Genomic DNA, 21,450 nt, shown 5'->3' with positions numbered 1-21,450 from the left:
CAGTGATCCGAATTGATCCGAATTGATCGATTCCTGTGATTTGAACTCTCACCCGTTCAAGATTGCGATTCCGGCGCCGGAACAATCACTCAGGGGCCGGACAGGGCAGCCAGCAGGTCCGGCAGTGCGTCCACGCTGTGTGCGCTCACCACGGCGTCGCAGTACGGCCAGGCCGCAGCCATCCCGCCGGCCAGCGGCCGGTAGCCGGGGTGGCGGGTACGGGGGTTTGCCCAGACGACCCGGTGCGCGGCCGCGCGCAGGCGGGCCATCTCCCGGCCCACCAGCTCGGGGTCCCCGGTGTCCCAGCCGTCGGAGAGGATCAGCACCACCGCGCCGCGGGCCGTGCCCGGCCGCCCGTGTTCGTCGTTGAAGCTGCGCAGCGCCTCACCGATGCGGGTGCCGCCGGACCAGTCCGGCGCCAGCCGTCCCGCCCGTTCCAGAGCGACGGCGGGGGTCGTCCGCGCGAGCGCGCGGGTCAGACGGGTGAGGCGCGTGGCGAACGTGAACACCTCGGCCCGCTCGGCGCCTGCCGCGCAGTAGAGCAGCTGGATCAGGGCGCGGGCGTAGGGCTCCATCGAGCCGGAGATGTCGCACAGCACCACGAGCCGCCGCGGCCGCCTGCGGGCCTGCCGGCGGGCGAGCGCGACGGGGTCCCCCGCGGTACGCGCGGCCGCGCGCAAGGTGGCTCGCAGATCGACCCGGTCGCCGTGCGATGCCCGCCGGGTGCGCCGGGACCGCCGTTCCGGCAGCGCGACGCGCAGCGCGCGCATCGCCCCGGCCAGCTGGGCCAGCTCGGCCGGGGACAGCGCCTCGAACTCGCGAGCTGCGAGCCGCTCGACCGCGGCCGCAACCAGGGGCACCGAGCCGGGCCGGGGTCTGCCCTCGGCGGGGCCGCTGCCGGCGCGCGGAGTACCGCCGGTCGCCGTCCCCGCGTCCGGCGCGCTGTTATCAGGGGCGGGAGCGTTCGGATCGCCGCGCGGCTCGTCGGGCGGCCCGTCGGGCGGCCCGTCGGGCGGCGCGTCGGCCAGGGCACGGAAGACCTGGTCGAACACCCGGTCCAGCAGCGCGGCCTGCGCCGGGTCCGAGACGAGGGTCGCCAGCGCGCAGTGCCGCAGGCGCCGGGTGGTGGTCGGGGCGACCGTGACGACAGCCCGCGCGAACCGCTCGGCCCGGTCCGGGCCCACTGCCAGCCCGGCGTCCCGGCACGCGGCCGTGAACCGGGCCACCAGCGCAGGCAGGTCGGGCCCGGACAGGCCAGGCACTGGCAGGTCAGGCACTGGCAGGTCAGGCACCGCGCACCAAATCCGAGAGCCCGGCCGCCCTTGCCAGCCTGGCGTCCTCGTCGTACTTGAGCACGGCACCGAGCGTCCGGTCGGCGGCCCGCTCGTCCAGCTCCGCGACGCCGAGCGCCTGCAACGCCCTGGTCCAGCTGATCGCCTCCGCCACCCCCGGCTGCTTCTGCAGTTCCAGGCCCCGCAGCCGCTGCACCGCGCCCGCCACACGCGGCGCGAGCCAGTCCGCGGCTTCCGGGACGCGGCGGCGGATGATTTCCGCGACGCGGGCGGGGCCGGGGTGGGCGATCCAGTGATAGAGGCAGCGGCGCTTGAGCGCGTCGTGCAGGTCGCGGGTGCGGTTGGAGGTCAGCACGACCACCGGGGCGACGGTCGCGCGGCGCGTGCCCAGCTCGGGGATCGTCACGGCCTGCTCGGCGAGCACCTCGAACAGGAACGCCTCGAACTCGTCGTCGGCGCGGTCGACCTCGTCGACGAGCAGCACCGCAGGCCCTGGTCCCGGGTGCATCACGGCGGCCAGGAGCGGGCGGGGCAGCAGGAACTCGTCGGTGAACAGGTCGGCGTCGGCGAGCCGGTCGCCGCGGGTCTCCGCGAGCCGGATCGCCAGGAGTTGCCGCGGGTAGTTCCACTCGTAGAGGGCCTCCGCCGCGGTCAGGCCCTCGTAGCACTGCAGGCGCAGCAATGGCGCGTCGAGCGTCGCCGCGAGCGCGGTCGCCGCCGCGGTCTTGCCGACACCCGGTTCGCCCTCCAGCAGGATCGGCTGCCGCATCCGCACGGCGAGGAACAGGGCCGTGGCCAGCGCGTCGTCGACGAGGTACCCGGCCGCGCCGAGCGCGGCGGCCAGGTCGTCGACGTCCGCGGGGAGGTTTGTCACCGGGCGAACCGCTGCGGGTCGTCGAGGAACGCCTGCCGGCAGCCGGTGCCGCAGAAGTAGACGGTGCCACCGCCGTGTGCCGCCGAGATGCTCGACGCCGTCACGGCGACGTCCATCCCGCACACGGGGTCGACGGCGACCTCCGGCTCGGCGGGCGTGTCGGCCCCGGCCACCGGCGCGGCGACCCGGGGCCGGCGCGCCACGATGTCGGCGAACACCGAGAGGGCGATCTCCGGCGCGGTCCGCGCGCCGATGTCGAGCCCGGCCGGGGCGCGCACGCGCTCGCGCTCCTCGGCGGGCACACCGAGCTCCGCCAGCTCGGCCAGCACGCCTGCGGACCGGCGCCGGCTCGCCACGAGCGCCACATACGACACACCGGCCTTCAGTGCGGCCCGCAGCACCGCCACCTCGTCGCGCCCGTGCGAGGCGACGACGACCCCCGAGGTGTCGGCCGCGATCGGGGCGGCGGCGTCGGTGCTGGCGCGGACGTCCCAGTCGAGCGCGTGCCCGACGCGCACGAGCGCCCTGGCCACCGGCGCCTCGCCGTGCACGAGGACCAGCGTCGGCGGGATCATCGCCTCCAGGAAGATCTCCAGCGTGCCGCCGGACAGGCACGGGTTGCCGACGGTGCGCACGCCCTCCTCGGGCTCCTCGTTCCCGTCTCCTGCCCGCGGCGTGATCCGCAGCAGCCCCGACTCCCCCGCGCGCAGCAGCCGCAGGCTCTCCAGTCGCACCGTGGACTCCGCGCAGACCCCGCCGACGAACCCGTCGATCGTGCCGTCGGCCAGCACCAGCGCGCAGTCCCCCGGCTTGGCGCTCGTCGGCCGCTCGGCACGTACCACCGTGGCCAGCACGAACGGCGTGCGCCCGGTCCGCAGCCCGTCCACCCGGGACAGCAGGTCGGCTCTCATGATCGTTCTCCGATCGCCAGATCCGTCCGCAGCGGGGAACCCTGCACCGCCCGCCACACCTGGGCCGGGGTGAGCGGCATGTCGGCGTGCCGCACCCCGATCGCGTCGAGCACCGCGTTCACCACCGCGGCGGGCGAGCCGACCGTCGCGCACTCGCCCACCCCCTTCGCCCCGATGGGGTGGTGCGGTGAGGGGGTGACCGTCTCGCCCAGCTCCCACGACGGGCACTCGACCGCCGTGGGCAACAGGTAGTCCATGAACGAGGCGCCGAGGTGGTTGCCGTCGCGGTCGAACGCAACGAGCTCCATGAGCGCCATGCCGATCCCGTCGGCGAGCCCGCCGTGCACCTGCCCCTCGACGATCATCGGGTTGATCCGCACCCCGCAGTCGTCCACCGCGACGAACCGGCGCACAACCACCTGCCCCGTGCCCGGGTCCACGTCCACGACGCAGACGTACGCGCCGCACGGGAAGGTCAGGTTCGGCGGGTTGTAGACACACGTCGCGTCCAGGTGCCCCTCGACGCCGTCGGGCAGCTCCAGGTCGGAGTGGGCGGCAAGCGCGATCTCGCGCATCGACGCCCCGGCCTCGCGGTCGCCCCGCACATGGAAGCGGCCCTTCTCCCACACAAGGTCGTCGCCGGAGACCTCCAGCAGGGCGGCGGCGACGATCCGGGCCCGCTCGCGCACCTTCCGCGCGGCGAGCACCGCGGCCGCCCCGGACACCGGGGTCGAGCGCGAGCCGTAGGTGCCCAGCCCGAACGGTGTGCGGTCGGTGTCGCCCTGCACCACCTCGACGTCGTGCGGCGAGATGCCCAGCTCCTCGGCCACCATCTGCGCGAACGTCGTCTCGTGGCCCTGGCCCTGCGACATGCACGACAGTCGCAGCTCCGCGGTGCCGGTCGGGTGCACCCGCAACTCGGCGCCGTCGGCCATGCCGTACCCGGCGATGTCCATCTGCTTGCGCGGGCCCGCCCCCACAGCCTCGGTGAAGAAGCTGATGCCGACGCCCATCAGCGTGCCCCGCCCGGTCTCGGCGTGCTCGCGGCGCCGCGCGGCCTGCTCGCAGCGCAGCTGGTCGTAGCCCGCCATCTCCAGTGCCAGCTCCAGGGTGCGCGGGTAGTCGCCGGAGTCGTACTCCCAGCCGGTCGCGCAGCGGTAGGGGAACTGCTCGGGCCGCAGCAGGTTGCGCCGCCGCACGTCGGCCGGGTCCAGCCCGAGGTCGTGGGCGAGCACGTCCACGAGCCGTTCGACGAGGTAGGACGCCTCGGTCACCCGGAACGAGCACGCGTACGCGACGCCGCCCGGCGCCTTGTTCGTGTAGACGCCGGTGACGCGGCAGTGCGCGGCGGGCACGTCGTAGGAGCCGGTGAAGATGTGGAAGAACCCGGCCGGGAACTTCGACGGCTGCGCGGTGCCGTTGAAGGCTCCGTGGTCGGCGAGCACGCGGACGCGCAGGCCGAGGATCCGCCCGTCCGCGGTGGCCGCGATCTCGCCGCGCATGTGGTAGTCGCGGGCGAACGAGGTGCTCATCAGGTTCTCGGAACGGTCCTCCGTCCACTTCACGGGAGCGCCGGTGAGCATCGAGCCCACCACGGCGCACAGGTAGCCCGGGTACATCCCGACCTTGTTGCCGAACCCGCCGCCGATGTCCGGGGCCACGATCCGGATCTTGTGCTCGGGGATGCCTGCGACGGTCGCATAGAGCACCCGGTGCGCGTGCGGCGCCTGGGTGGTGGCGTGCACGGTGAGCCGGCCGGTCACGCGGTCCACGCTCGCGACCGTGCCGCACGTCTCCAGCGGCGCCGGATGCACGCGCGGGTAGAGCAGGTCGCAGCTGCTCACGTGCGCGGCGGCGGCGAAGGCGGCGTCGGTGGCGGCGGCGTCGCCCGACTCCCAGTCGAAGATCCGGTTGTCGGTGCGCCCGTCCAACTCGTCCCGCACCAGCGGGGCGTCCGGGTCGAGCGCCCGCCGGGCGTCCACGAGCGGGGGCAGCGGCTCGTACTCGACGTCGATCAGCGCCAGCGCGTCCCGGGCGGCGTAGCGGTCCTCGGCGACGACGAACGCCACCTCCTGACCCTGGTAGCGGACCTTGTCGGTGGCGAGGACCGCGGCCACGTCGTGCGAGAGTGTGGGCATCCAGGCCAGGCCTCGCTCGGCGAGCACGTCCCCGGTGATCACCGCACGCACCTTCGGGTGCGACTCGGCTGCGCTCGGGTCCACCGACAGGATCCGCGCGTGCGCGTACGGGCTGCGCAGCACCGCGCCGTGCAACATGCCGGGCAGTGTGACGTCGTCGACGAAGCAGCCGCGGCCCCGGACGAACCGGGCGTCCTCCTTGCGCAGCATGCGCCCGTGACCCATCGGCGTGCCGTTCTCGCGCGCTCCCCCGTCGACGAGCGCACTCACGACGCCTGCTCCCGCTCCGCGGCCGCCGCGTGCCGCACCGAACGGACGATGTTCTCGTAGCCGGTACACCGGCACGTCTGGCCCGAGATCGCCTCGCGGATCTCGGTGTCGGTGGGGTCCGGGTTGTGATCCAGCAGCCAGCGCGCGGTCATCAGCATCCCGGGTGTGCAGAACCCGCACTGCAGCCCGTGGCACTCGATGAAGGAGACCTGCAGCGGGTCGAGCCCGAACGGCGTCTCCAGCCCCTCGACGGTGCGGACCTCGCGCCCGTCGGCCATCACTGCGAGCACCGTGCACGACTTCACCGGCACCCCGTCCAGCCAGACGGTGCACGCCCCGCAGTTGGACGTGTCGCAGCCCCAGTGGGTGCCGGTCAGCCTGAGCTCGTCGCGCAGCAGGTGCACGAGCAGCAGCCGCGGCTCGACGACGCGGCTGTGCTCCTGCCCGTTCACGGTGAGGGTGATCTCCACGTCACCTCGTCGCCCGTCTGACAGCCCTGGCCGCGGCGCGTTCCAGCGCCCGGCGGGTCAGCTCACCCGCGAGGTGGCGCTTGTAGTCGGCGGGGCCGCGCTGGTCGTCGGCGGGCGAGCAGTGCTCCGCCGCGATCCGGCCCGCGGCGGCGAAGGCCTCAGGGGTGGGCCGCCGCCCGCGCAGGGCGTCCTCGGCCTCCGCGGCCACGAACTGGCGGGCTCCGACGGCGGTGAGCCCGATCCCGACCTCGGTGATCGTGTCCCCGTCGAGCGCGAGGGCGGCGGCCGCGGCCGCGACGGCCCAGTCGCCCGAGCGCCGGTGGACCTTCAGGTAGGCGCTCCCCGACCCTGGCAGGATCGGCACCTGCAGCTCCACGAGCAGCTCGGCGTCGGCCACCACCGTCTGGTACGGGCCGGTGAAGAACTCGCGCATCGGGACCGTGCGGGTGTACCCGGCGCCGGTGCCGGAGCACCCGCTGATAACCGCGACGGCCCGCAACGCGCAGAACGCCCCCGAGAGGTCCTCGGAAGGGTCGGCCTGGCACACCGACCCGCCGACGGTGCCGCGGTTGCGCACCACCGGGTCGGCGATCACCCGCTCGGCGTCGTGCAGCATCGGGCAGAGCGTGCCGACCTCCGCCGAGGCGAGCAGCTCGCTGTGCCGCAGCAGCGCGCCGAGGCGCAGCAGGCCGGGCTGGACGTCGATACTCGCCAGCTCGGCGAGGTCGTTGATGTCGACCAGCATCTCGGGCTGGGCGAGGCGCAGCTTCATCATCGGGATCAGCGAGTGCCCGCCCGCGACCACCCGCGACTCGGGTCCGTGCCTGGTCAGCAGCGCGATCGCGTGGTCCACGCTGGTGGCGCGCTGGTACTCGAACTGGGCAGGAACCTGCATCACGCTCCCGACGCTGGGTGGCGGCCGCGCCTTCATCGTGACCCCGGTCACCAGACCGGGCAAGGGGTCTTAAGCCTTCGCTTAGGGAGTAGGAGCCCGATGCGCCGATCGGGTGCAGCATGTCCGCACTTGACCCCGCCGCAACGACGCGAGTGAGGACAGATGCCGATCGAGTCGAGTGGCCACAGCCGGCACAACCCGCGGATGTACGCCCTGATCGAGGGCGCTCCGAAGACCGGCAAGAGCCCCACGATCTGGGCCTGGCCGCAGATCACCGAGTACCTCAAGGTCGCGGGTCAGCCGGTCGCCGGGCCCTGGCCACCGCACCAGGAGCCGCGCCCCGACCCCACGGACGAGGGCGGGCCCGTGGCCGTGCCCGACACCGCCGACGACGGCCGGTAGATCGGAGACCCGGATGTACCCGTCCCGCTTCCGCTACGAAGCACCCCACTCCCTCGACGAGGCGCTGGCACTGCTGCGCGACCACGGTGACGAGGCGAAGGTCCTGGCAGGCGGCCAGAGCCTCGTCCCGCTGCTCAAGCTGCGCTTCGCCGCCCCCGGCCTGCTCGTCGACATCAACCGGGTCCCCGGCCTCGACCACCTCACCGAGGCCCCCGACGGCACGCTCCATGTCGGCGCGCTGTGCCGGCACGCCACGCTGGAACGCTCCGCTCTACTGGCCGACGGGCACCCGCTGATGGCGTCGGCGGCCCCCCTCATCGCCGACCCCATCGTCCGCAACCGCGGCACGCTGGTCGGCTCGCTGTGCCACTCCGACCCGCAGGGCGACTGGGCGTCTGTGCTGCTCGCGCTCGGCGGGTACGTCGTCGCGGCCGGCCCGGCCGGGCGACGGCCGATCGCGGCCGCCGACTTCTCGCTCGGCCCGTTCGAGAACGCGCTGCGCCCCGACGAGATCGCGGTCGAGGCGGTCGTCCCGGCGGCGCGGGGGGCGGTCTCGGGCACCTACTTCAAGCTCGAGCGCCGCGTCGGGGACTTCGCGACCGTCGGCGTCGCCGTTGCTCTCGAGACCGCGGGCGGGCTCGTGACGCGGGCCGGGATCGCCCTCACCGGCGTCGGCCCGTCCAACATCCAGGCCACCGCGGCCGAGCAGGCGCTGGTCGGCAAGCCGCTCAGCGCGGAGTCGGTGGAGGAGGCCGCGCAGCTCGCGGCCGAGGCGGCCCGGCCGCGCAGCGACCACCGGGGCAGCGCGGCCTACAAGCGCCACGTCGTGGCGACGTTCGTGCGACGCGGGCTCACCCGCGAGGAGGCGGTGGCGGCATGACGTACGGCGGAAGCAGCGAGGTGCGCACGGTCGGCGCGGACGAGCGCCGGATCACCGTCACGGTCAACGGCGAGCGCAGGGTCGTGGAGGTGGAGCCGCGGCTGCTGCTCGCCCACCTGATCCGCGAGGGGCTCGCGCTCACGGGCACCCACCTGGGATGCGACACGACGAGCTGCGGCGCGTGCACCGTGCTCGTGGACGGGGTGCCAGTCAAGTCCTGCACGATGCTCGCGGTCCAGGCCGACGGGTGCGAGGTCACCACGGTCGAGGGCCTGGGCACACCCAGCGAGCTGGACCCGGTGCAGGAGGGCTTCTCCGTCGAACACGGGCTCCAGTGCGGGTTCTGCACCCCGGGGATGATGCTGACGTCGAAGGCCCTGCTCGACGCGAACCCGGACCCGTCGGAGGACGAGGTGCGCTGGGCGCTGTCGGGCAACCTCTGCCGCTGCACCGGCTACCAGAACATCGTCAAGGCCGTCCTCTGGGCAGCTGAGAAGAAGCGGGGGGCGACGGCATGACCGCCGACGTACGTGTTCCCGCGGAGGCGGAGTCATGACCGCCGACGTTCGTACTCCCGCGGAGGCGGAATTATGACAGCGCTCGACGAGGTCAAGATCGGCGGGCTCGGCGCGAGCCGCCGCCGCGTGGAGGACAGCCGGTTCGTCCGGGGCCGCGGCAACTACACCGACGACATCCACCTGCCCGGCATGCTGCACATGGAGATCCTGCGCAGCCCGCTCGCGCACGCCCGGATCGTCAGCATCGACACCAGCAAGGCCTGGGAGATCCCGGGCGTCCGGCTGGTGCTCACCGGCGAGATGATGGCCCAGCGCAACCTCGCCTGGATGCCGACGCTCTCCTACGACACCCAGGCCGTGCTCGCCACCGACAAGGTCCGCTTCCAGGGCCAGGAGGTGTGCGTGGTCGTCGCGGACGACCCGTACATCGCGAAGGACGGCTGCGACGCGATCGTCGTCGAGTACGAGGCGCTGCCGCCGATCGTCAGCCCGGAGCAGGCGAAGGCACCCGGCGCCCCGATCATCCGCGACGACAAGGAGGGGCAGACCGACAACACCTGCTACCGCTGGGAGGTCGGCGACCGCGCGGCCACGGAGCGGGCGTTCGCCGAGGCGGACACGGTGTCGCGGATGCGGCTGCACTACCCGCGCAGCCACCCCTCGCCCATCGAGTGCTGCGGGTCGATCGCGGACTTCAACCCCGCGACGCAGAAGCTCACGGTCTACATGACCACGCAGGCCCCGCACATCATCCGGGCCGCGGTGGCACTGGTGGCCGAGCTGCCCGAGCACATGATCCGGATCGTCTCGCCCGACATCGGCGGCGGCTTCGGCAACAAGGTGCCGGTCTACCCCGGCTACGTGGCCTCGATCCTGTGCTCGATCCTGCTCGGCAAGCCGGTGAAGTGGATCGAGGACAAGACCGGCAACCTCAGCTCCACCGGGTTCGGCCGGGACATGTACCTCGACGCGGAGATGGCGCTGCGCTCGGACGGGAAGATCCTCGCCGTCCGGATGCACGCCGACACCGACCAGGGCGCGTTCTTCTCCGACGCCCAGCCCAGCAAGTTCAAGATCGGGCTGCTGCACTCGGCGTTCGCCTGCTACGACGTGCCCGCCGGGCTCATCACCGCGCAGGGCCACTACACGAACAAGGCGCCGGGCGGCGTCGCGTACCGGTGCTCGTTCCGCGTCACCGAGGCGATGTTCTTCCAGGAGCGGATGGTGGCGGCCGCCGCGGCCGATCTCGGCATGGACCAGGCCGAGTTCCGCCGCGTCAACCTGCTGCGTGACGACCAGTTCCCGCACCGCACCGCGTTCGGGTTCCTCGTCGACTCCGGCCAGTACGCGAAGTGCCTGCGGATCGGGCTCGACGCCATCGGCTACGACGAGTTCCGCAAGGACCAGGAGATCGCCCGCTCGCGCGGCCGCCGCCTCGGCATCGGGATCTCGACGATGACGGAGCCGCTCGGGGCGGGCAACAGCCGCGAGTACGACATCCTCGGCATCAAGATGTTCGACTCCGCCGAGCTGCGGGTCCACATGACCGGCAAGGCGATCCTGCGCACCGGCGCGAAGACTCAGGGCCAGGGCCACGAGACGACGTGGGCGCAGATCGTCAGCCACGAGCTGGGCATCCCGGCCGCCGACGTGATCGTCGAGGAGGGCGACACCGACACGGCGCCGTTCGGGATGGGCACCTACGCCTCCCGGTCCACGCCGGTGGCGGGCGCGGCCGTCTCGATGGTGTCGCGCAAGGTGCGGGCGAAGGCCCGCAAGCTCGCCGCGCACCTGCTGGAGGTGTCGGAGGAGGACGTCGAGTGGGAGCTCGGGCGGTTCTACGTCCGGGGCGCGCCCGAGCGCGGCGCGACGATCCAGGAGTGCGCGATGGCGGCGTACTCGAACATGCCCGACGGGATGGAGCCGGGCCTGGAGTTCAACGCCTACTACGACCCGCCCAACCTGACCTGGCCCTTCGCCTGCTACATCGCGACGGTCGAGGTCGACCCGGAGACCGGTGTGTGGGACGTGCTGCGGGTGGTGGCCGTCGACGACTGCGGCGTGCGGATCAACCCCATGGTCGTGGAGGGCCAGATCATGGGTGGGCTCACCGAGGCCTACGCGATGTCGAGCATGCAGTTCCAGACCTACGACGCCGAGGGCAACCTGGTCGGCGCCAACTACATGGACTACCTGCTGCCCACCGCCTGGGAGACGCCCGGGTTCGAACTGCACGAGGTCGTCACCCCGTGCCCGCACCACCCCATCGGCGCCAAGGGCGTGGGCGAGTGCGCCGCGGTAGGCGGCCCCGCCGCGTTCGTCAACGCCGTGCTGGACGCGCTGTCCGACACCGGCGTCCGCAACATCGACATGCCGCTGCTGCCCGACCGGGTGTGGCAGGCCATCCAGGACGGGCGGGACGTCTCGGGCGCCCCGCCGATCCGCGGCGCGGAGGCGGAGACGCCGTGATCATCAACAGCGAGTTTCAGGTCGCCGCGCCCGTCGAACGGGTGTGGGCGTACTTCAACGCCGTGCCGAGCCTTGCGCCGTGCCTGCCGGGCGCCGAGCTCGTCGGGGACGACGGGAACGGCACGTACGAGGGCAAGGTCGTCGCCGCGCTGGGGCCGGTGAAGCTGAACTTCAGCGGCACCGCGCGGATCACCGAGTCCGACGAGGCCGCGCACCGGCTCGTGCTGCACGCGTCGGGCGCCGAGGACCGCGGCCGCGGCACCGCGGACATGACGATCACCGCGCAGCTCGTGCCGTCCGGCGGCGGGACGACCGTGCGGGTGGCGCAGGACCTCACGATCTCGGGCGCGGCGGCGCAGTTCGGCCGCGGCATGATCGCCGACGTCACGAGCGTGCTGATGGCGAGCTTCGCCGAGTGCGTCGAACACAACATCACCCAGGCCGGCAGCGGCGGCGCGGTCACCGCCGTGCGGACGGCCCGGCCCGCAAGCGGGTTCGCCATCGGCGTCCGGGCCGCCGTGATGGCGCTCAAGCGCGTCTTCGCGCGGTTCTTCCTGCCCTACGACGTGTCCCGGCTGCGCTGAGAGAAGGGGGATCGACATGGTGCTGTGGTGGATCGGCAACGCGGTGCTGCTGTTCGTGGTGCTGCCCGTGGTGATCGCCCTGCTCAACCGGGTGCTCGCCGCGGTGGAGCGCATCCGTGCCGCCGCCGACGACATCCTCGAGCACGGCGGCGAGCTGGCGGGGCTGGTGGAGGACGTCCCCGAGCTGCTCGCCCGGACGGACGCGACCGTCGAGCAGATCGCGGTGGGCGCCACGAGGTACGCGGGCAGCGTCGCGACGCTGCTCCCGCCGAAGTAGGGGAGGGACGTCATGCCTGCTGCCGCCTGGGCCACGATCGTGATCGCGGCGCTCATCATCGCCGTCACCGCGGTCGGCCTGCTGCGGGTGATCCTGCACCTGCGGCACGTGCACTCCACCCTGGGCTCGGTCGTGGCCGGGGTGCGCGCGATCGCGCACTCCACCCGCACGGTGCCCCAGGTGGTCCCGTCCGTGAACGCCAACCTGGCCCCCGTACGGGCCTGGTCGGAGACGGTCTGACATGCAACCGGTTGACCTGTCCGGATGGACCCTCGGTCTCGTCATCGGGCTCGTGGTCGTCGTCGTGGTGGTCGCGCTCGTGACCCCGATCCTGGTGCTCGCCTACAAGATCGGCAGCCAGGCCCGGGAGATCGACGAGGCGCTCGGCCGCGCCCGCACGCACACCGCGGGCCTCGCCGGGCTCAACGAGACGATCGACCACGCCACCACGATCATCGGCGGGCTGCAGCGCGGCCGCGCCCGGTTGGGAGGCTGACGTGCTCGCACCGGAGGAGATCACGTACTGGACGGTGATCCTCGTGATCGGCGCCGTCGTCATCGTCGCGGTGGTGGTGCTGCTGAGCCTGCTCATCGCGTTCGTCAAGCGGATCGACGCGGGGGTGGTGAACGTGCGCGACACGCTCACCGACATCACGCACAACACGAAGGACACCGCGCTCATCACGACCACCGGCGCCGGCCTCGACCTCGTGCTGGCCGAGGGCCTGCAGCACCACCTGTTCCTGGGCCGCGCCGTCGGCGCGATCCCCACCCCTGCTCCCGCGTCGGGAGGACAGCAGCCGTGACCACACTCGTGGTGCTCACCGTCGTCGAGATCGTGCTGCTCATCGCCGGGCTCGCGTTCTTCCTGTACTGGACCGGCTCCCTGCTCACCCGCATCGCCACGAACCTGGAGCAGTGCGACGAGCACGTCCGGGACATCGTGGACGACGCGCGGGCGATCAAGCCGGGGCTGGAGCACGTCAACCGCTCGGGCGGGGTGGTGGCGGCGGCGCTCCCGCTGCTCTACGGATTCGCCGAGCAGATCGTCGTGAAGGTCTCGCCCAACCCGCAGCGCGCGGCGGTGGCACGCCCGGCGGCGGGCCGCCGCCGCTCCCGCATGCACGAGGCGGTGGGCTACCGGGCCCGGTAACGACCCAACGCCAACCCCAACCCCCAACTGCCTGGAGAGCCACGTTCACGGCGGCTGCCGCCCTGAACGTGGCTTTCCAGGCGTTTCGATGAGCACTGACCGGGCCAAGGGCTACTCGACCGTCGGCCCGTCACGTCCGGAATAACTCGCGCGCGACGGCACGTTGCATGAGTCATCGTGTAGGCGTAGTCGACTGCGCCCGCGGTCACCCTCGCTATGCCGCCCCGGGTGGGGCGCGCCCACCAACAACCTTGCTCGCCACGGTCACCCGCCGCGGGCAGACCTCGCCGTGATTGGAGGCGGCACCTCATGCCCATGTACGACGACTGGCGCCTTCGCGCCGCCTGCCAGGACGAGGACCCAGAACTCTTCTTCCCCGTGACCGAGATGGGGCCTGGCGCTACACAGGCCGAGCAGGCCAAGGCAGTCTGCGCGCGTTGCCCTGTGCGCGCGAAGTGCCTTGAGTACGCGCTCGACAACGGTCTGGACCACGGAATCTTCGGCGGCACGACGGAGCTGGAGCGCCGGACGCTCCGGCGCCGCACGCGCGCCGACCGCCGAGCGGCGTAACCCGGCCGCCAAGGTCAAGGGCCTCACGCGTCGGGTGTGGCAGCGCGCTCATCTCCGTACGGGTCGATAGCAGAGCAGGACCGTGCCCGAGCGGTTGGTCGTCGAACGCAGGAGTTCAAGCCCGACGCGCTCGGTCAGCCCGGCGAACAGCGAAGGGCCGGCCCCCAACAGCGTCGGATTGACCATCACCCGGACCTCGTCGACCAGCCCCTGGTCGAGCAGACTCACCGTCAGCCGCGAACTGCCGAACACCGCGAGGTCCTTGCCCGGTAGCTGCTTGAGGGCGGTGATCGTTCCCGCGACATCGTCGGGGACCAGCGTGGTGTTGTGCCATGCCGCGTCCGTCAGGGTCGTGGAGAACACGATTTTCCTGGCGTCGGCGGGAGCGGAGCGGTGTTCGAGGGCGTCGGAGTACTCGCCGATCCACTCGGCCCGCCACGCGTTGTCGTACTGGTAAGCGCCTCGGGGTCGCGGTGCGTGCGTGTGATCAACAGCCAAGACACCCAGCCGGTGCTGATCACCAGACCGAAGCTGATCAGCCGGTACACGATGGTAGTGGCGATCGCGGCGTCGGCGGGAGTGCCGCAGGCGATCAAACCCAGCACCAGAGCGGCGTCGACCACGCCCAGGCCGCCGGGAACCAGCGGGATGCTCGCGGCCGCCATACCCGCGGTATAGGCGATCAGCACTGTCGCAAGGCTCCGGATATCAGCTCCCACCGCCAAGGCCGACAACCCGAAACACGCTGCGTCCAACAGCCAGTTGCCCACCGCGAACCCCGCCACCATCAGCAGGTCGCGCCCGGGCAGGCGCACGGTGCAGAGCTGCTCGACGATCGCCACGACCTGCACACGGCCCCGGTCGACCGGGCGTCGCAACATGCTGTTGACCACCCTCAGCGCCCGGGTCACCGCGCCCGCGAGCAGGTTGGGGTGCCGGACAAGCGCGCGGACAACCACCGCGACTGCGCAGGCGACGACGATGTCGATCGCAACGGCCGACAGGCCGTGATGTCGCTGACCGATGACCTCGCCAAGGGCCCCGACGAGGACGAGCGCGGCGCTGGACAGCGTCCCACTCAGCGCGACAGTCCAGGCCGCGGCGGCAGGGGAGGCCCCGAAGCGGCGCATCTGCGCGAGGTTGAACGCGGTGGAGAACACCGGCCCACCGGGCAGGGTCACGCTGAGCGAGTGCGACGCGTAGGCCAGCGCAACCGCGCGGTGCAGCGGCACCCAGGTGCCCGCGGCCGCCAGCAACCGCCGCTGCATCCGGGCGAATACCCCCATCGAGGCGGCCTCGGCGAGGACGGCTAGACCGATCCAGGACCAGACCGGCGCCCGCAGATGGTGCAGCGCCGATCCGAGCGCCGGAGCTCCGACCACCAGCTCGACGCCCAGCACCACGACGACCATGGCGACGACGCCCACCCGCCGGTGCCGCCCGCGTCGCGTCCGACTCATGGCGCCAGAAGGCGCCCGCAGACCCTCAACCGGGACGGGTTCGGCGTCGGCCGCGCGCGCGCTCACCACTCGGTCCGACGTCGCGACCGCCGTTGATCAGGCCGCGGCGGACCATGGCGTGGTCGTAGGTAGGAGGTTGCGGCGGCGAGCAGGGCGGCCATGACGCCGGCGCCGACCAGCGACAGCGCCAGGCACAGCATCGCGGACAGGGCGGCGACCGCGATGATCGCGTCGTAGCCGCGGCGGCCCCACCGGTCCGCCCGATTCGACGGGTGTTGCATCGAAGCCGCGAACTGCGGGTCGTCGGCCAAGATCTGCAACTCGATCTCCTGCAGAGCCCGGCGTTCCCGCTCGGTCAGCACGACGACCGCCCGATCCCGCGACATTCGTTCGTCCCCGACCTGCCGACGAACCCGGGCATCCAGCGCTGTGCGAGGCCGCGCGCCTCGACGGTGCAGTCGAGCTGGGCCAGAATGCTCATCCACCCCGACAGCACCCGCATCACCAGCAGGTAGTGGGCGGGCAGGGACAGCGCGCGCCCGGTCTGCCAGTACGCCGAGCCGCGCAGGTTGACCATTCGCTCGCCCTGAGCCTCCATCCATGCCCGGTGGAAGTGGAACCGCTCGACGCGCAGCGGGTCGCCCAGCGCGCCGATGTAGTCCAGGACATCCTGGGCTGCGACGTCGCGGGCGACGAAACCCTCGGCGCGCAGCAGCGCCATCATCGCGTCGGGCTCGGCGTCGGCGACGTGGCGCAGGATCCGCGCGAGCGCGGGTGGGATCCCGCCGGGCAAAGCCGCCACTGCGCCGTAGTCGATCATCGAGAGCCGGCCGTCGGCCAGCACCATGAAGTTGCCCGGGTGTGGGTCGGCGTGCAGTAGGCCCAGGCGCGCCGGCGAGGAGAACATCGTCTCGAGGATGGTGTGCGCGTGCCGGTCGCGGCGGGATTGGTCGGCGGCGTCGACGGTCGGGCGCCCGGTGATCGCGCCCAGCGTCACCCCGTCCAGCCACTCCGAGACGAGCACCTTCGGCGCCGACGCCACCACCGCAGGAACGACGAGCGCCTCGTCGCCGGCGAACGCCGCCGCGAAGGCGCGTTGCCGGTCGCCCTCGGCGCGGTAGTCGAGCTCCTCGAGCATCCGCTCGCGCAACTCTCGCATCACGGCCCGCGCGTCGAGCCCGGGGACGATCAAGGTGAACAGCCGGGAGAACCGCTGCAGGGTGCGCAGGTCGGCGCCGAGGGCGAGGTCGGCGCCCGGGTACTGGACCTTCACAGCCACCGCGCGCCCGTCAGTGCACACCGCCCGGTGCACCTGACCGAGGCTCGCGGCCGCTGCGGGGGCGTCGTCGAAGTCGCGGAAGCGCCGCCGCCACTGCCGGCCCAACTGCTCGTCGAGCACGCGGTGCACCTCGCGCCCGGGCATCGACGGCCCGGAGGACTGCAACCGGCTCAGCGCCCGGTGGTAGGGCTCGGCGATCTCGGCGGGGATCATCACGTCGTAGACGCTCAGCGCCTGCCCGACCTTCATCGCCCCGCCCTTGAGCTGCCCGAGCACACTGAACAGCTGCTCTGCATTACGCTCCACCGCCGCAGCCGACGCCGTCGCGTCGGCCCCGGCGAGCCGGCGACCCCAGCTCGCGGCCACGCGCCCGGTGAACGCCAGCGGCAGCGCGGCGATCCTCGCGGACCGCGCCATCCCGCCACGCGGGATCCCGCCGTAGGCCGAGTTCGTCATCGCTCTCCGCCCCCAGACGCCTCGCGGCGCGCTCGTCCTCGACGGAGGCGGGGCCGACGACCCGCGCAAGCATCACGTAGTCCAGACCGAACGTGGGCGGCGGCCGCAGGGAGTCGCGGCGGACGAACGAGAACCGTGGTCATGTCTACTAACACGCGTAGTAGTTGCAAGACGTTCAGCCACGCCTCGTGAACGCCGATTGCCTACTACGCGTGTTAGTAGATGGTGGGCGGCACGCCGGAGGCCCCCCCACCACTCAGGACACGAGCCCCGGCGTCGGAGGCAACTGCAATGAATCGCAACTACATCATCGGCGGCGTCCTCGCCGCCACAGTTTTGGCCGGCGGTGGGATCGGGCTGAACGCGGCGTTGTCGGGCGGCGGCCCGAGCGGGGCGGTCTACTACGGCGCGCCTTCCGCCGCGGCAGCGGCGCCCGGGGTGGGCACCGCGGCGCTCGCGCCGGGAGCTGCGCTGGTCGACAGCAACGGCCACACTCTGTACCTGTTCGAGGCCGACACCGCCACCACCTCAGCCTGCAACGGAGTGTGTGCACATGTGTGGCCGCCGCTGCTCACCCACGCCAATCCGCCGACGGCTTCGGGTGCGGTACAGGCTCAGCTGTTCGGTACCACCGCTCGCGGCGATGGCACCCGGCAGGTCACCTACAACGGCCATCCGCTCTACTACTTCGCCGGCGACATCGCCCCCGGCGACACGCACGGGCAGGGCCTCAACCAGTTCGGCGGCCACTGGTACGTGGTCACCTCGGCAGGCGACAAGATCGATCCGTCATAGCTCCCGCCGTTCGCACGATTCGCCATGGCGCCCGTTGTCGACACCGCCGCGAAGAAGTAGGGCCGCGTGATTACATCGGGAATCGGCCGTGGGCCGGCTCGTCAAGTGGAGGCGGGAGGCGCGTACACCTGCACGGCGCCATTGGCCTCGCGCGTGGCGAGCTGGGGCAGGGGCGGGGGCGTGACGGGCAACTGGTGGGTGAGCGGCTCGCCGGTCACGGCAAAGACGGTTGTGTGACAGGGACAGTCGAGCCGTCGGGTAGTTGTGTCGAGCAGCAGGCGGCAACCCTGGTGGGTGCACGAACCGGAGACAGCCCTCGCGACGCCGTCTGTGCGGTGTACGAACCCGGCGATGGTGCCCAGGTCGAAGGCCCGCACCGCGCCGTCGGGCAGCTGTTCGCTGGCCGCTACCGTCCGCCAGTCTCCGGTCGTAGGGGTCAACGTGTCTGCCGCATGGCCCGTTTCCGGCCTGGCGTCGCTGCGGCCGGCGGTAAGGGTGTGGTCGACCACCGCGCCCACCGCCGCCGCCGCGGCCGCGATCGCGGCACCTTTCCCGAACTGGCGCCGGGTGCCGACGATGCGGGTGGCCCCCCAGGTGGGAGTGTCGGCAAGCTCGGTGGCCAGCCGCCGCCGCAGCTGGGTCACGAACTCCTCGCGCGGCACACCGCTTCCCGGGCGCGCGGCCCGCAACTCAATTGCGGTGCGCAGCTCGGCGACGTCGGTTTGCTCGGCGCGGAAGGGCCGGGGCCGGTTTCCACGGAGCAGGTCCTCGATGTATCGGAGTAGCCCACGCCCGGTCACTGGTCCACCTCCTGCGCTATCTGCGCCGCCCGACGCAGGGCCCGATGCTGCAACACCTTCGCGTTGGCCACGCTGACGCCCAGCTCGGCCGCGGCCTCGCGCACCGAACAGGAATCGAGGAACCGTAGTTCGAGGATGCGGCGATACTGGTCGGGCAGCGCGCTCAGGATCGCCGCAGTTCGGCGCGGGGCGTTCGACGGGGCCGGTGGATCGGCGAACACCGTCTCGATGTGCTCCTCGTCGAGCGTGGTTACCTCTTTACCCAGGGTGCGCCGCCAGTACTCGGCCAACACTGTCCGGGCGGTGGCCAGCAGATAGGCCCGCACCTCCCCGACGCTGGCCGAGACCCGCAGCGGGCGTAACACCGCCACGAACACCTCCGCCGTCAAATCTTCCGCATCGGGCCGGTTACCAACCTTCGCGAACATCAACCGGTACATCCTGTCGATGTTGTCCCGGTACACCGCCTCCCAATCCGGGTAGACCTCGTCGGCCACCACACTTCAACTGTGGCGGACCCGCAGGAAGCCCACCAGCCTCGACACCGGCAACCGGACCATGTCCGGTGGGTGGCGAGCAACGCGCCTGCCGCCCGACAATAGATACGCTGCCGTGTTACACCGTAGGTGCCAAGGCCGGTGCTGCAACGCCGGTGTCAGGAGCCGCATGTCGGCGATGGGCAGGTCCGGCTTCCTTCAGGATCCTCGCCCAGCACAACGACCGGGCTCACGGTCGCGCAGACGGCGGTGCGTTGTTGCGAACCGCTCCAGCGTCAACCTGGAGCCGGAGTCGGCTCGGCGCCGGCGAGCTCGTGGCGCAGCGCGCCCAACGCGTAGTGCAGCCTGGACCGCACGGTGCCCACCGGAATGCCCAGCGCCGCAGCGACACGGCTGGCTGGGGCGTCGTGGTAGTAGATCTCTATCAGCACCTGTCGGTGGGCCGGGGACAGCCGGTGCAGTGCCCGGGCAAGCAACCCGCGGTCCAGCAGGACGTCGTAGCCGCCGTCGACCTCCCGGTCGATGAGGGTGTCGTCGAGCAGGCTGACCGGGTGGGTCCGGGTGGCTCGGGCGGCGTCGATCAGGACCCGGCGCAGCACCTGCCGTAGCCAGGGCCGCAGCGGCCGGTCGTCGGCGAGTAGACGGGGCAGGTGGCGCCATGCGCGCAAGAACGTCTCCTGCACGGCATCCTCGGCGGCCGGCCGATCGTCGGTGAAGTGCTGGGCGTAGGCGAGCAGGGCCGACGCATGGTCGCGGTAGAGGGCGCGCAGCGCATCCCCGAAACCGGAGCGTTGCCGGACCGGCGCGGTTACGTGGGCGGTGGTCGCGCAGGGTTGGAGCGGACGGGCGGGAGCCGTGGTCATGACTACTAATACGCGTAGTAGTTACAGGCAGGGCCGAGCCGGGCGTGCAGGGCCGAGCCGGGCTTGCAGGGCCGAGCCGGGCTTGCAATGAACGAGCCGGACCCGCAGCCCGTGCTAGTTGGCACGCGCCCGGAGGGGGCGCGCCCGGCACGAGCGACACGATTGGCAGGGAAGCCAGGTATGCGCACGACAACCAGAACAATCGTCACCATGGGGGGCGCTGCGGCAGTGGTCGCGGCCGTCGCCGTCGCGGCGCTGACAACGACGTCCAGCAGTGCCGCGCCGGCAGCGGGCCTCGCGGATACTCCGGGATCCGGGCAGTCAGTGATCGACTGGAATCGACAGCTGATCTCGATCCTGGGCACCCCGAACACCCAGCCGGCCACCGTCCATCCCACCCGCAGCTTCGCGATGCTGCAGGCCGCCGAGTACGACGCGGTCGCCTCGATCACCCACGCCGCCCCGCCCTACCGGTCGTCGGTGCCCGCGGCGGGCGACGCCCGCCCCGACGCCGCGGCCGACCAGGCGGCTCACGACGTCCTGGTCTCCCTTTACCCCACGATGCGCTCAGACCTCGATGGCCGATTGGCAAGCGAGCTGGCCGGCATGCCCGACGGCCAGGCCAAACAGGACGGTGTCGCGGGCGGCATGGCGGCGGCCCGCCAGTTGATCGCCCTGCGGTCCTCGGACGGCTCATCGGCGGCCGCGGCGCCGTTCGTGGCCGGTACCGGCCCGGGCGACTACCGGCCGACCCCACCGAAGTTCCCGGCGCCGATGTACACCGGCTGGGGATCGGTCACCCCATTCCTGCTCGACAACGCCCAGCAGTTCCGCCCGGCCCCACCGCCATCGGTGAGCAGCGCGACGTACGCGACCGCGCTCAACGAAGTCAAGAGCCTCGGGCGCGACTCCAGCACCACCCGCACCCCGGATGAAACCGTGGCCGGCAAGTTCTGGAGCGCCACGCCGGTCTGGAACACCTGGAACCAGGTCGCACAGCAACTGGTCGCCGACCGCCACGCCAGTCTGGCGCAGGCGACCGGCGTGTTCTCCGCCCTGGACCTGTCGCTGGCCGACACGACCATTGCAATGTACGACGCGAAGTACCACGACGACGTATGGCGACCGGTCACCGCGATCCAGCTCGGCGACTCCGCACGCAGTCCGGGCATCGTCGGCGACCCGACGTGGATGCCACTGACGCCCACCGCCGCCGATCCGTCCTACCCCGGTGCCCACAGCGCGCTCAGCGAGGCGGCTGCAACCGTGCTGACCGCCTTCTACGGTTCGCACCAGCCAGTCGCGATCACCTCGGCCGCCGACCCCGGGGTCACCCGCAGCTTCGCCAGCCTCTCCGACGCCGCCGACGAGGCCGGGCTCAGCCGGATCTGGTCCGGGCAGCACACCCGGATCGATCACCAGGCGGGCCAGAAGCTCGGCAGCGAAGTCGCCGGCCGGGCGCTGGAGGATCTGTCGGTGCGCCAGTCCACCGGCGGTTGACGTCTGATTCCGGACCAGGAGTGACTGATGAGCAAGCGTGACCGCGCCGGGCAGCGGCAAGGACCGCGCAACCGCGTCGCGGGCGGCACGGTCGCGC

26 protein-coding genes are annotated in these 21,450 nt (G+C 72.1%); 13 read left to right on the top strand and 13 right to left on the bottom strand.

Translation table 11 applies throughout. The features are described 5' to 3' along the window. Nucleotides 1–89 precede the first annotated feature (89 nt). The 6 genes from ABD143_RS23030 to ABD143_RS23005 are packed head-to-tail and all read right to left on the bottom strand — an operon-like array spanning nucleotide 90 to nucleotide 6,850. Nucleotides 90–1,277, bottom strand: a complete 1,188-nt coding sequence (locus ABD143_RS23030; protein WP_343982077.1) for a vWA domain-containing protein — start codon at nucleotides 1,275–1,277, stop codon at nucleotides 90–92. A gap of 7 nt (nucleotides 1,278–1,284) precedes the next feature. After that, a complete protein-coding gene (locus tag ABD143_RS23025) occupies nucleotides 1,285–2,166 on the bottom strand; it encodes an AAA family ATPase (RefSeq protein WP_343982074.1) in 882 nt (293 codons plus the stop codon). Beyond that, on the bottom strand, nucleotides 2,163–3,077 hold the full coding sequence (locus tag ABD143_RS23020; RefSeq protein ID WP_343982071.1) for an XdhC family protein: 915 nt from the start codon (nucleotides 3,075–3,077) through the stop codon (nucleotides 2,163–2,165). The genes ABD143_RS23025 and ABD143_RS23020 overlap by 4 nt, the downstream gene beginning before the upstream one ends. Beyond that, the gene (locus ABD143_RS23015; RefSeq protein ID WP_343982833.1) at nucleotides 3,074–5,440 is read right to left on the bottom strand and encodes an aerobic carbon-monoxide dehydrogenase large subunit; all 2,367 of its coding nucleotides are present in this window, start codon (nucleotides 5,438–5,440) and stop codon (nucleotides 3,074–3,076) included. The genes ABD143_RS23020 and ABD143_RS23015 overlap by 4 nt, the downstream gene beginning before the upstream one ends. Nucleotides 5,441–5,481: 41 nt before the next feature. Next, nucleotides 5,482–5,955 carry a (2Fe-2S)-binding protein gene (locus ABD143_RS23010; protein ID WP_343982068.1) on the bottom strand — a complete coding sequence of 158 codons (474 nt, stop codon included), beginning with the start codon at nucleotides 5,953–5,955 and terminating at the stop codon, nucleotides 5,482–5,484. A 1-nt stretch (nucleotide 5,956) separates the two neighbouring features. Further along, nucleotides 5,957–6,850: an FAD binding domain-containing protein gene (locus ABD143_RS23005; RefSeq protein ID WP_343982830.1), complete on the bottom strand. Its 894-nt coding sequence runs from the start codon at nucleotides 6,848–6,850 to the stop codon at nucleotides 5,957–5,959. A 162-nt stretch (nucleotides 6,851–7,012) separates the two neighbouring features. On the opposite strand from ABD143_RS23005, the gene ABD143_RS23000 reads away from it, so the two are divergent. The 11 genes from ABD143_RS23000 to ABD143_RS22950 all read left to right on the top strand — a co-directional run bounded on the left by ABD143_RS23000 (nucleotide 7,013) and on the right by ABD143_RS22950 (nucleotide 13,703). Further along, nucleotides 7,013–7,252 carry a hypothetical protein gene (locus ABD143_RS23000; RefSeq protein ID WP_343982065.1) on the top strand — a complete coding sequence of 80 codons (240 nt, stop codon included), beginning with the start codon at nucleotides 7,013–7,015 and terminating at the stop codon, nucleotides 7,250–7,252. A gap of 13 nt (nucleotides 7,253–7,265) precedes the next feature. Continuing rightward, on the top strand, nucleotides 7,266–8,132 hold the full coding sequence (locus ABD143_RS22995; RefSeq protein ID WP_343982062.1) for an FAD binding domain-containing protein: 867 nt from the start codon (nucleotides 7,266–7,268) through the stop codon (nucleotides 8,130–8,132). Then, entirely contained in the window at nucleotides 8,129–8,650 is a 522-nt protein-coding gene (locus ABD143_RS22990; RefSeq protein ID WP_343982060.1) for a (2Fe-2S)-binding protein, read from the top strand. Before ABD143_RS22995 ends, ABD143_RS22990 begins: the two co-directional genes overlap by 4 nt. Before the next feature lie 72 nt (nucleotides 8,651–8,722). Beyond that, a complete protein-coding gene (locus ABD143_RS22985) occupies nucleotides 8,723–11,119 on the top strand; it encodes an aerobic carbon-monoxide dehydrogenase large subunit (RefSeq protein WP_343982056.1) in 2,397 nt (798 codons plus the stop codon). Continuing rightward, nucleotides 11,116–11,703 (top strand): SRPBCC family protein, encoded by a 588-nt coding sequence (locus ABD143_RS22980; RefSeq protein WP_343982053.1) that lies wholly within the window; start codon nucleotides 11,116–11,118, stop codon nucleotides 11,701–11,703. Before ABD143_RS22985 ends, ABD143_RS22980 begins: the two co-directional genes overlap by 4 nt. A gap of 16 nt (nucleotides 11,704–11,719) precedes the next feature. After that, a complete protein-coding gene (locus ABD143_RS22975) occupies nucleotides 11,720–11,980 on the top strand; it encodes a hypothetical protein (protein WP_343982050.1) in 261 nt (86 codons plus the stop codon). A gap of 12 nt (nucleotides 11,981–11,992) precedes the next feature. Continuing rightward, nucleotides 11,993–12,220: a hypothetical protein gene (locus ABD143_RS22970; RefSeq protein ID WP_343982047.1), complete on the top strand. Its 228-nt coding sequence runs from the start codon at nucleotides 11,993–11,995 to the stop codon at nucleotides 12,218–12,220. 1 nt (nucleotide 12,221) lies between these two features. Beyond that, nucleotides 12,222–12,476 carry a hypothetical protein gene (locus ABD143_RS22965; RefSeq protein ID WP_343982043.1) on the top strand — a complete coding sequence of 85 codons (255 nt, stop codon included), beginning with the start codon at nucleotides 12,222–12,224 and terminating at the stop codon, nucleotides 12,474–12,476. Between the two features lies 1 nt (nucleotide 12,477). After that, the gene (locus ABD143_RS22960) at nucleotides 12,478–12,786 is read left to right on the top strand and encodes a hypothetical protein (RefSeq protein ID WP_343982040.1); all 309 of its coding nucleotides are present in this window, start codon (nucleotides 12,478–12,480) and stop codon (nucleotides 12,784–12,786) included. Continuing rightward, nucleotides 12,783–13,133 (top strand): hypothetical protein, encoded by a 351-nt coding sequence (locus ABD143_RS22955; RefSeq protein ID WP_343982037.1) that lies wholly within the window; start codon nucleotides 12,783–12,785, stop codon nucleotides 13,131–13,133. The genes ABD143_RS22960 and ABD143_RS22955 overlap by 4 nt, the downstream gene beginning before the upstream one ends. Nucleotides 13,134–13,442: 309 nt before the next feature. Beyond that, a complete protein-coding gene (locus tag ABD143_RS22950) occupies nucleotides 13,443–13,703 on the top strand; it encodes a WhiB family transcriptional regulator (RefSeq protein WP_379659702.1) in 261 nt (86 codons plus the stop codon). Nucleotides 13,704–13,751: 48 nt separating this feature from the next. Here the strand turns inward: ABD143_RS22950 and ABD143_RS22945 are convergent, their stop codons facing one another. From ABD143_RS22945 to ABD143_RS22930, 4 genes are all read right to left on the bottom strand, one after another. Then, nucleotides 13,752–14,066, bottom strand: coding sequence for a dihydrofolate reductase family protein (locus tag ABD143_RS22945; protein ID WP_343982034.1), 315 nt, complete (start codon nucleotides 14,064–14,066; stop codon nucleotides 13,752–13,754). Beyond that, nucleotides 14,048–15,163 carry a lysylphosphatidylglycerol synthase transmembrane domain-containing protein gene (locus ABD143_RS22940; RefSeq protein ID WP_343982032.1) on the bottom strand — a complete coding sequence of 372 codons (1,116 nt, stop codon included), beginning with the start codon at nucleotides 15,161–15,163 and terminating at the stop codon, nucleotides 14,048–14,050. Before ABD143_RS22940 ends, ABD143_RS22945 begins: the two co-directional genes overlap by 19 nt. Nucleotides 15,164–15,225: 62 nt before the next feature. After that, nucleotides 15,226–15,549, bottom strand: coding sequence for a DUF3040 domain-containing protein (locus ABD143_RS22935; protein ID WP_343982029.1), 324 nt, complete (start codon nucleotides 15,547–15,549; stop codon nucleotides 15,226–15,228). Next, nucleotides 15,519–16,898 carry an ABC1 kinase family protein gene (locus ABD143_RS22930; protein ID WP_343982026.1) on the bottom strand — a complete coding sequence of 460 codons (1,380 nt, stop codon included), beginning with the start codon at nucleotides 16,896–16,898 and terminating at the stop codon, nucleotides 15,519–15,521. The genes ABD143_RS22935 and ABD143_RS22930 overlap by 31 nt, the downstream gene beginning before the upstream one ends. A 291-nt stretch (nucleotides 16,899–17,189) precedes the next feature. Between ABD143_RS22930 and ABD143_RS22925 the strand changes: the two genes are divergently transcribed. Continuing rightward, nucleotides 17,190–17,693: a COG4315 family predicted lipoprotein gene (locus ABD143_RS22925; protein WP_343982022.1), complete on the top strand. Its 504-nt coding sequence runs from the start codon at nucleotides 17,190–17,192 to the stop codon at nucleotides 17,691–17,693. Between the two features lie 101 nt (nucleotides 17,694–17,794). On the opposite strand, the gene ABD143_RS22920 is transcribed toward ABD143_RS22925, so the two are convergent. The 3 genes from ABD143_RS22920 to ABD143_RS22910 form a co-directional block, all read right to left on the bottom strand. Further along, complete coding sequence (locus ABD143_RS22920; protein WP_343982020.1) at nucleotides 17,795–18,493, bottom strand: Rieske (2Fe-2S) protein; 699 nt, start codon at nucleotides 18,491–18,493, stop codon at nucleotides 17,795–17,797. Beyond that, nucleotides 18,490–18,933 (bottom strand): RNA polymerase sigma factor, encoded by a 444-nt coding sequence (locus ABD143_RS22915; RefSeq protein ID WP_379659718.1) that lies wholly within the window; start codon nucleotides 18,931–18,933, stop codon nucleotides 18,490–18,492. The genes ABD143_RS22920 and ABD143_RS22915 overlap by 4 nt, the downstream gene beginning before the upstream one ends. A 332-nt stretch (nucleotides 18,934–19,265) precedes the next feature. Further along, on the bottom strand, nucleotides 19,266–19,853 hold the full coding sequence (locus tag ABD143_RS22910) for a sigma-70 family RNA polymerase sigma factor (protein ID WP_343982014.1): 588 nt from the start codon (nucleotides 19,851–19,853) through the stop codon (nucleotides 19,266–19,268). A gap of 180 nt (nucleotides 19,854–20,033) precedes the next feature. On the opposite strand from ABD143_RS22910, the gene ABD143_RS22905 reads away from it, so the two are divergent. After that, complete coding sequence (locus tag ABD143_RS22905; protein WP_343982011.1) at nucleotides 20,034–21,353, top strand: vanadium-dependent haloperoxidase; 1,320 nt, start codon at nucleotides 20,034–20,036, stop codon at nucleotides 21,351–21,353. The last annotated feature ends 97 nt before the right edge of the window (nucleotides 21,354–21,450 follow it).

It is taken from the genome of Pseudonocardia aurantiaca (genome assembly GCF_039526725.1).
Lineage (GTDB): Bacteria > Actinomycetota > Actinomycetes > Mycobacteriales > Pseudonocardiaceae > Pseudonocardia > Pseudonocardia aurantiaca.
The sequence above is the reverse complement of the archived record's forward strand: the minus strand, read 5'-3'. Positions and strand labels throughout refer to the sequence as shown.

Bases quoted from the DNA above. Each gene is read 5' to 3' on its own strand.
- ABD143_RS23020 (WP_343982071.1), bottom strand. From the start codon at position 3,077: ATGAGAGCCGACCTGCTGTCCCGGGTGGACGGGCTGCGGACCGGGCGC.
- ABD143_RS23015 (WP_343982833.1), bottom strand. From the start codon at position 5,440: ATGGGTCACGGGCGCATGCTGCGCAAGGAGGACGCCCGGTTCGTCCGG.
- ABD143_RS23005 (WP_343982830.1), bottom strand. From the start codon at position 6,850: ATGCAGGTTCCTGCCCAGTTCGAGTACCAGCGCGCCACCAGCGTGGAC.
- ABD143_RS23000 (WP_343982065.1), top strand. From the start codon at position 7,013: ATGCCGATCGAGTCGAGTGGCCACAGCCGGCACAACCCGCGGATGTAC.
- ABD143_RS22995 (WP_343982062.1), top strand. From the start codon at position 7,266: ATGTACCCGTCCCGCTTCCGCTACGAAGCACCCCACTCCCTCGACGAG.
- ABD143_RS22990 (WP_343982060.1), top strand. From the start codon at position 8,129: ATGACGTACGGCGGAAGCAGCGAGGTGCGCACGGTCGGCGCGGACGAG.
- ABD143_RS22985 (WP_343982056.1), top strand. From the start codon at position 8,723: ATGACAGCGCTCGACGAGGTCAAGATCGGCGGGCTCGGCGCGAGCCGC.
- ABD143_RS22975 (WP_343982050.1), top strand. From the start codon at position 11,720: ATGGTGCTGTGGTGGATCGGCAACGCGGTGCTGCTGTTCGTGGTGCTG.
- ABD143_RS22970 (WP_343982047.1), top strand. From the start codon at position 11,993: ATGCCTGCTGCCGCCTGGGCCACGATCGTGATCGCGGCGCTCATCATC.
- ABD143_RS22965 (WP_343982043.1), top strand. From the start codon at position 12,222: ATGCAACCGGTTGACCTGTCCGGATGGACCCTCGGTCTCGTCATCGGG.
- ABD143_RS22950 (WP_379659702.1), top strand. From the start codon at position 13,443: ATGCCCATGTACGACGACTGGCGCCTTCGCGCCGCCTGCCAGGACGAG.
- ABD143_RS22940 (WP_343982032.1), bottom strand. From the start codon at position 15,163: ATGAGTCGGACGCGACGCGGGCGGCACCGGCGGGTGGGCGTCGTCGCC.
- ABD143_RS22935 (WP_343982029.1), bottom strand. From the start codon at position 15,549: ATGTCGCGGGATCGGGCGGTCGTCGTGCTGACCGAGCGGGAACGCCGG.
- ABD143_RS22930 (WP_343982026.1), bottom strand. From the start codon at position 16,898: ATGACGAACTCGGCCTACGGCGGGATCCCGCGTGGCGGGATGGCGCGG.
- ABD143_RS22925 (WP_343982022.1), top strand. From the start codon at position 17,190: ATGAATCGCAACTACATCATCGGCGGCGTCCTCGCCGCCACAGTTTTG.
- ABD143_RS22915 (WP_379659718.1), bottom strand. From the start codon at position 18,933: ATGTACCGGTTGATGTTCGCGAAGGTTGGTAACCGGCCCGATGCGGAA.
- ABD143_RS22910 (WP_343982014.1), bottom strand. From the start codon at position 19,853: ATGACCACGGCTCCCGCCCGTCCGCTCCAACCCTGCGCGACCACCGCC.
- ABD143_RS22905 (WP_343982011.1), top strand. From the start codon at position 20,034: ATGCGCACGACAACCAGAACAATCGTCACCATGGGGGGCGCTGCGGCA.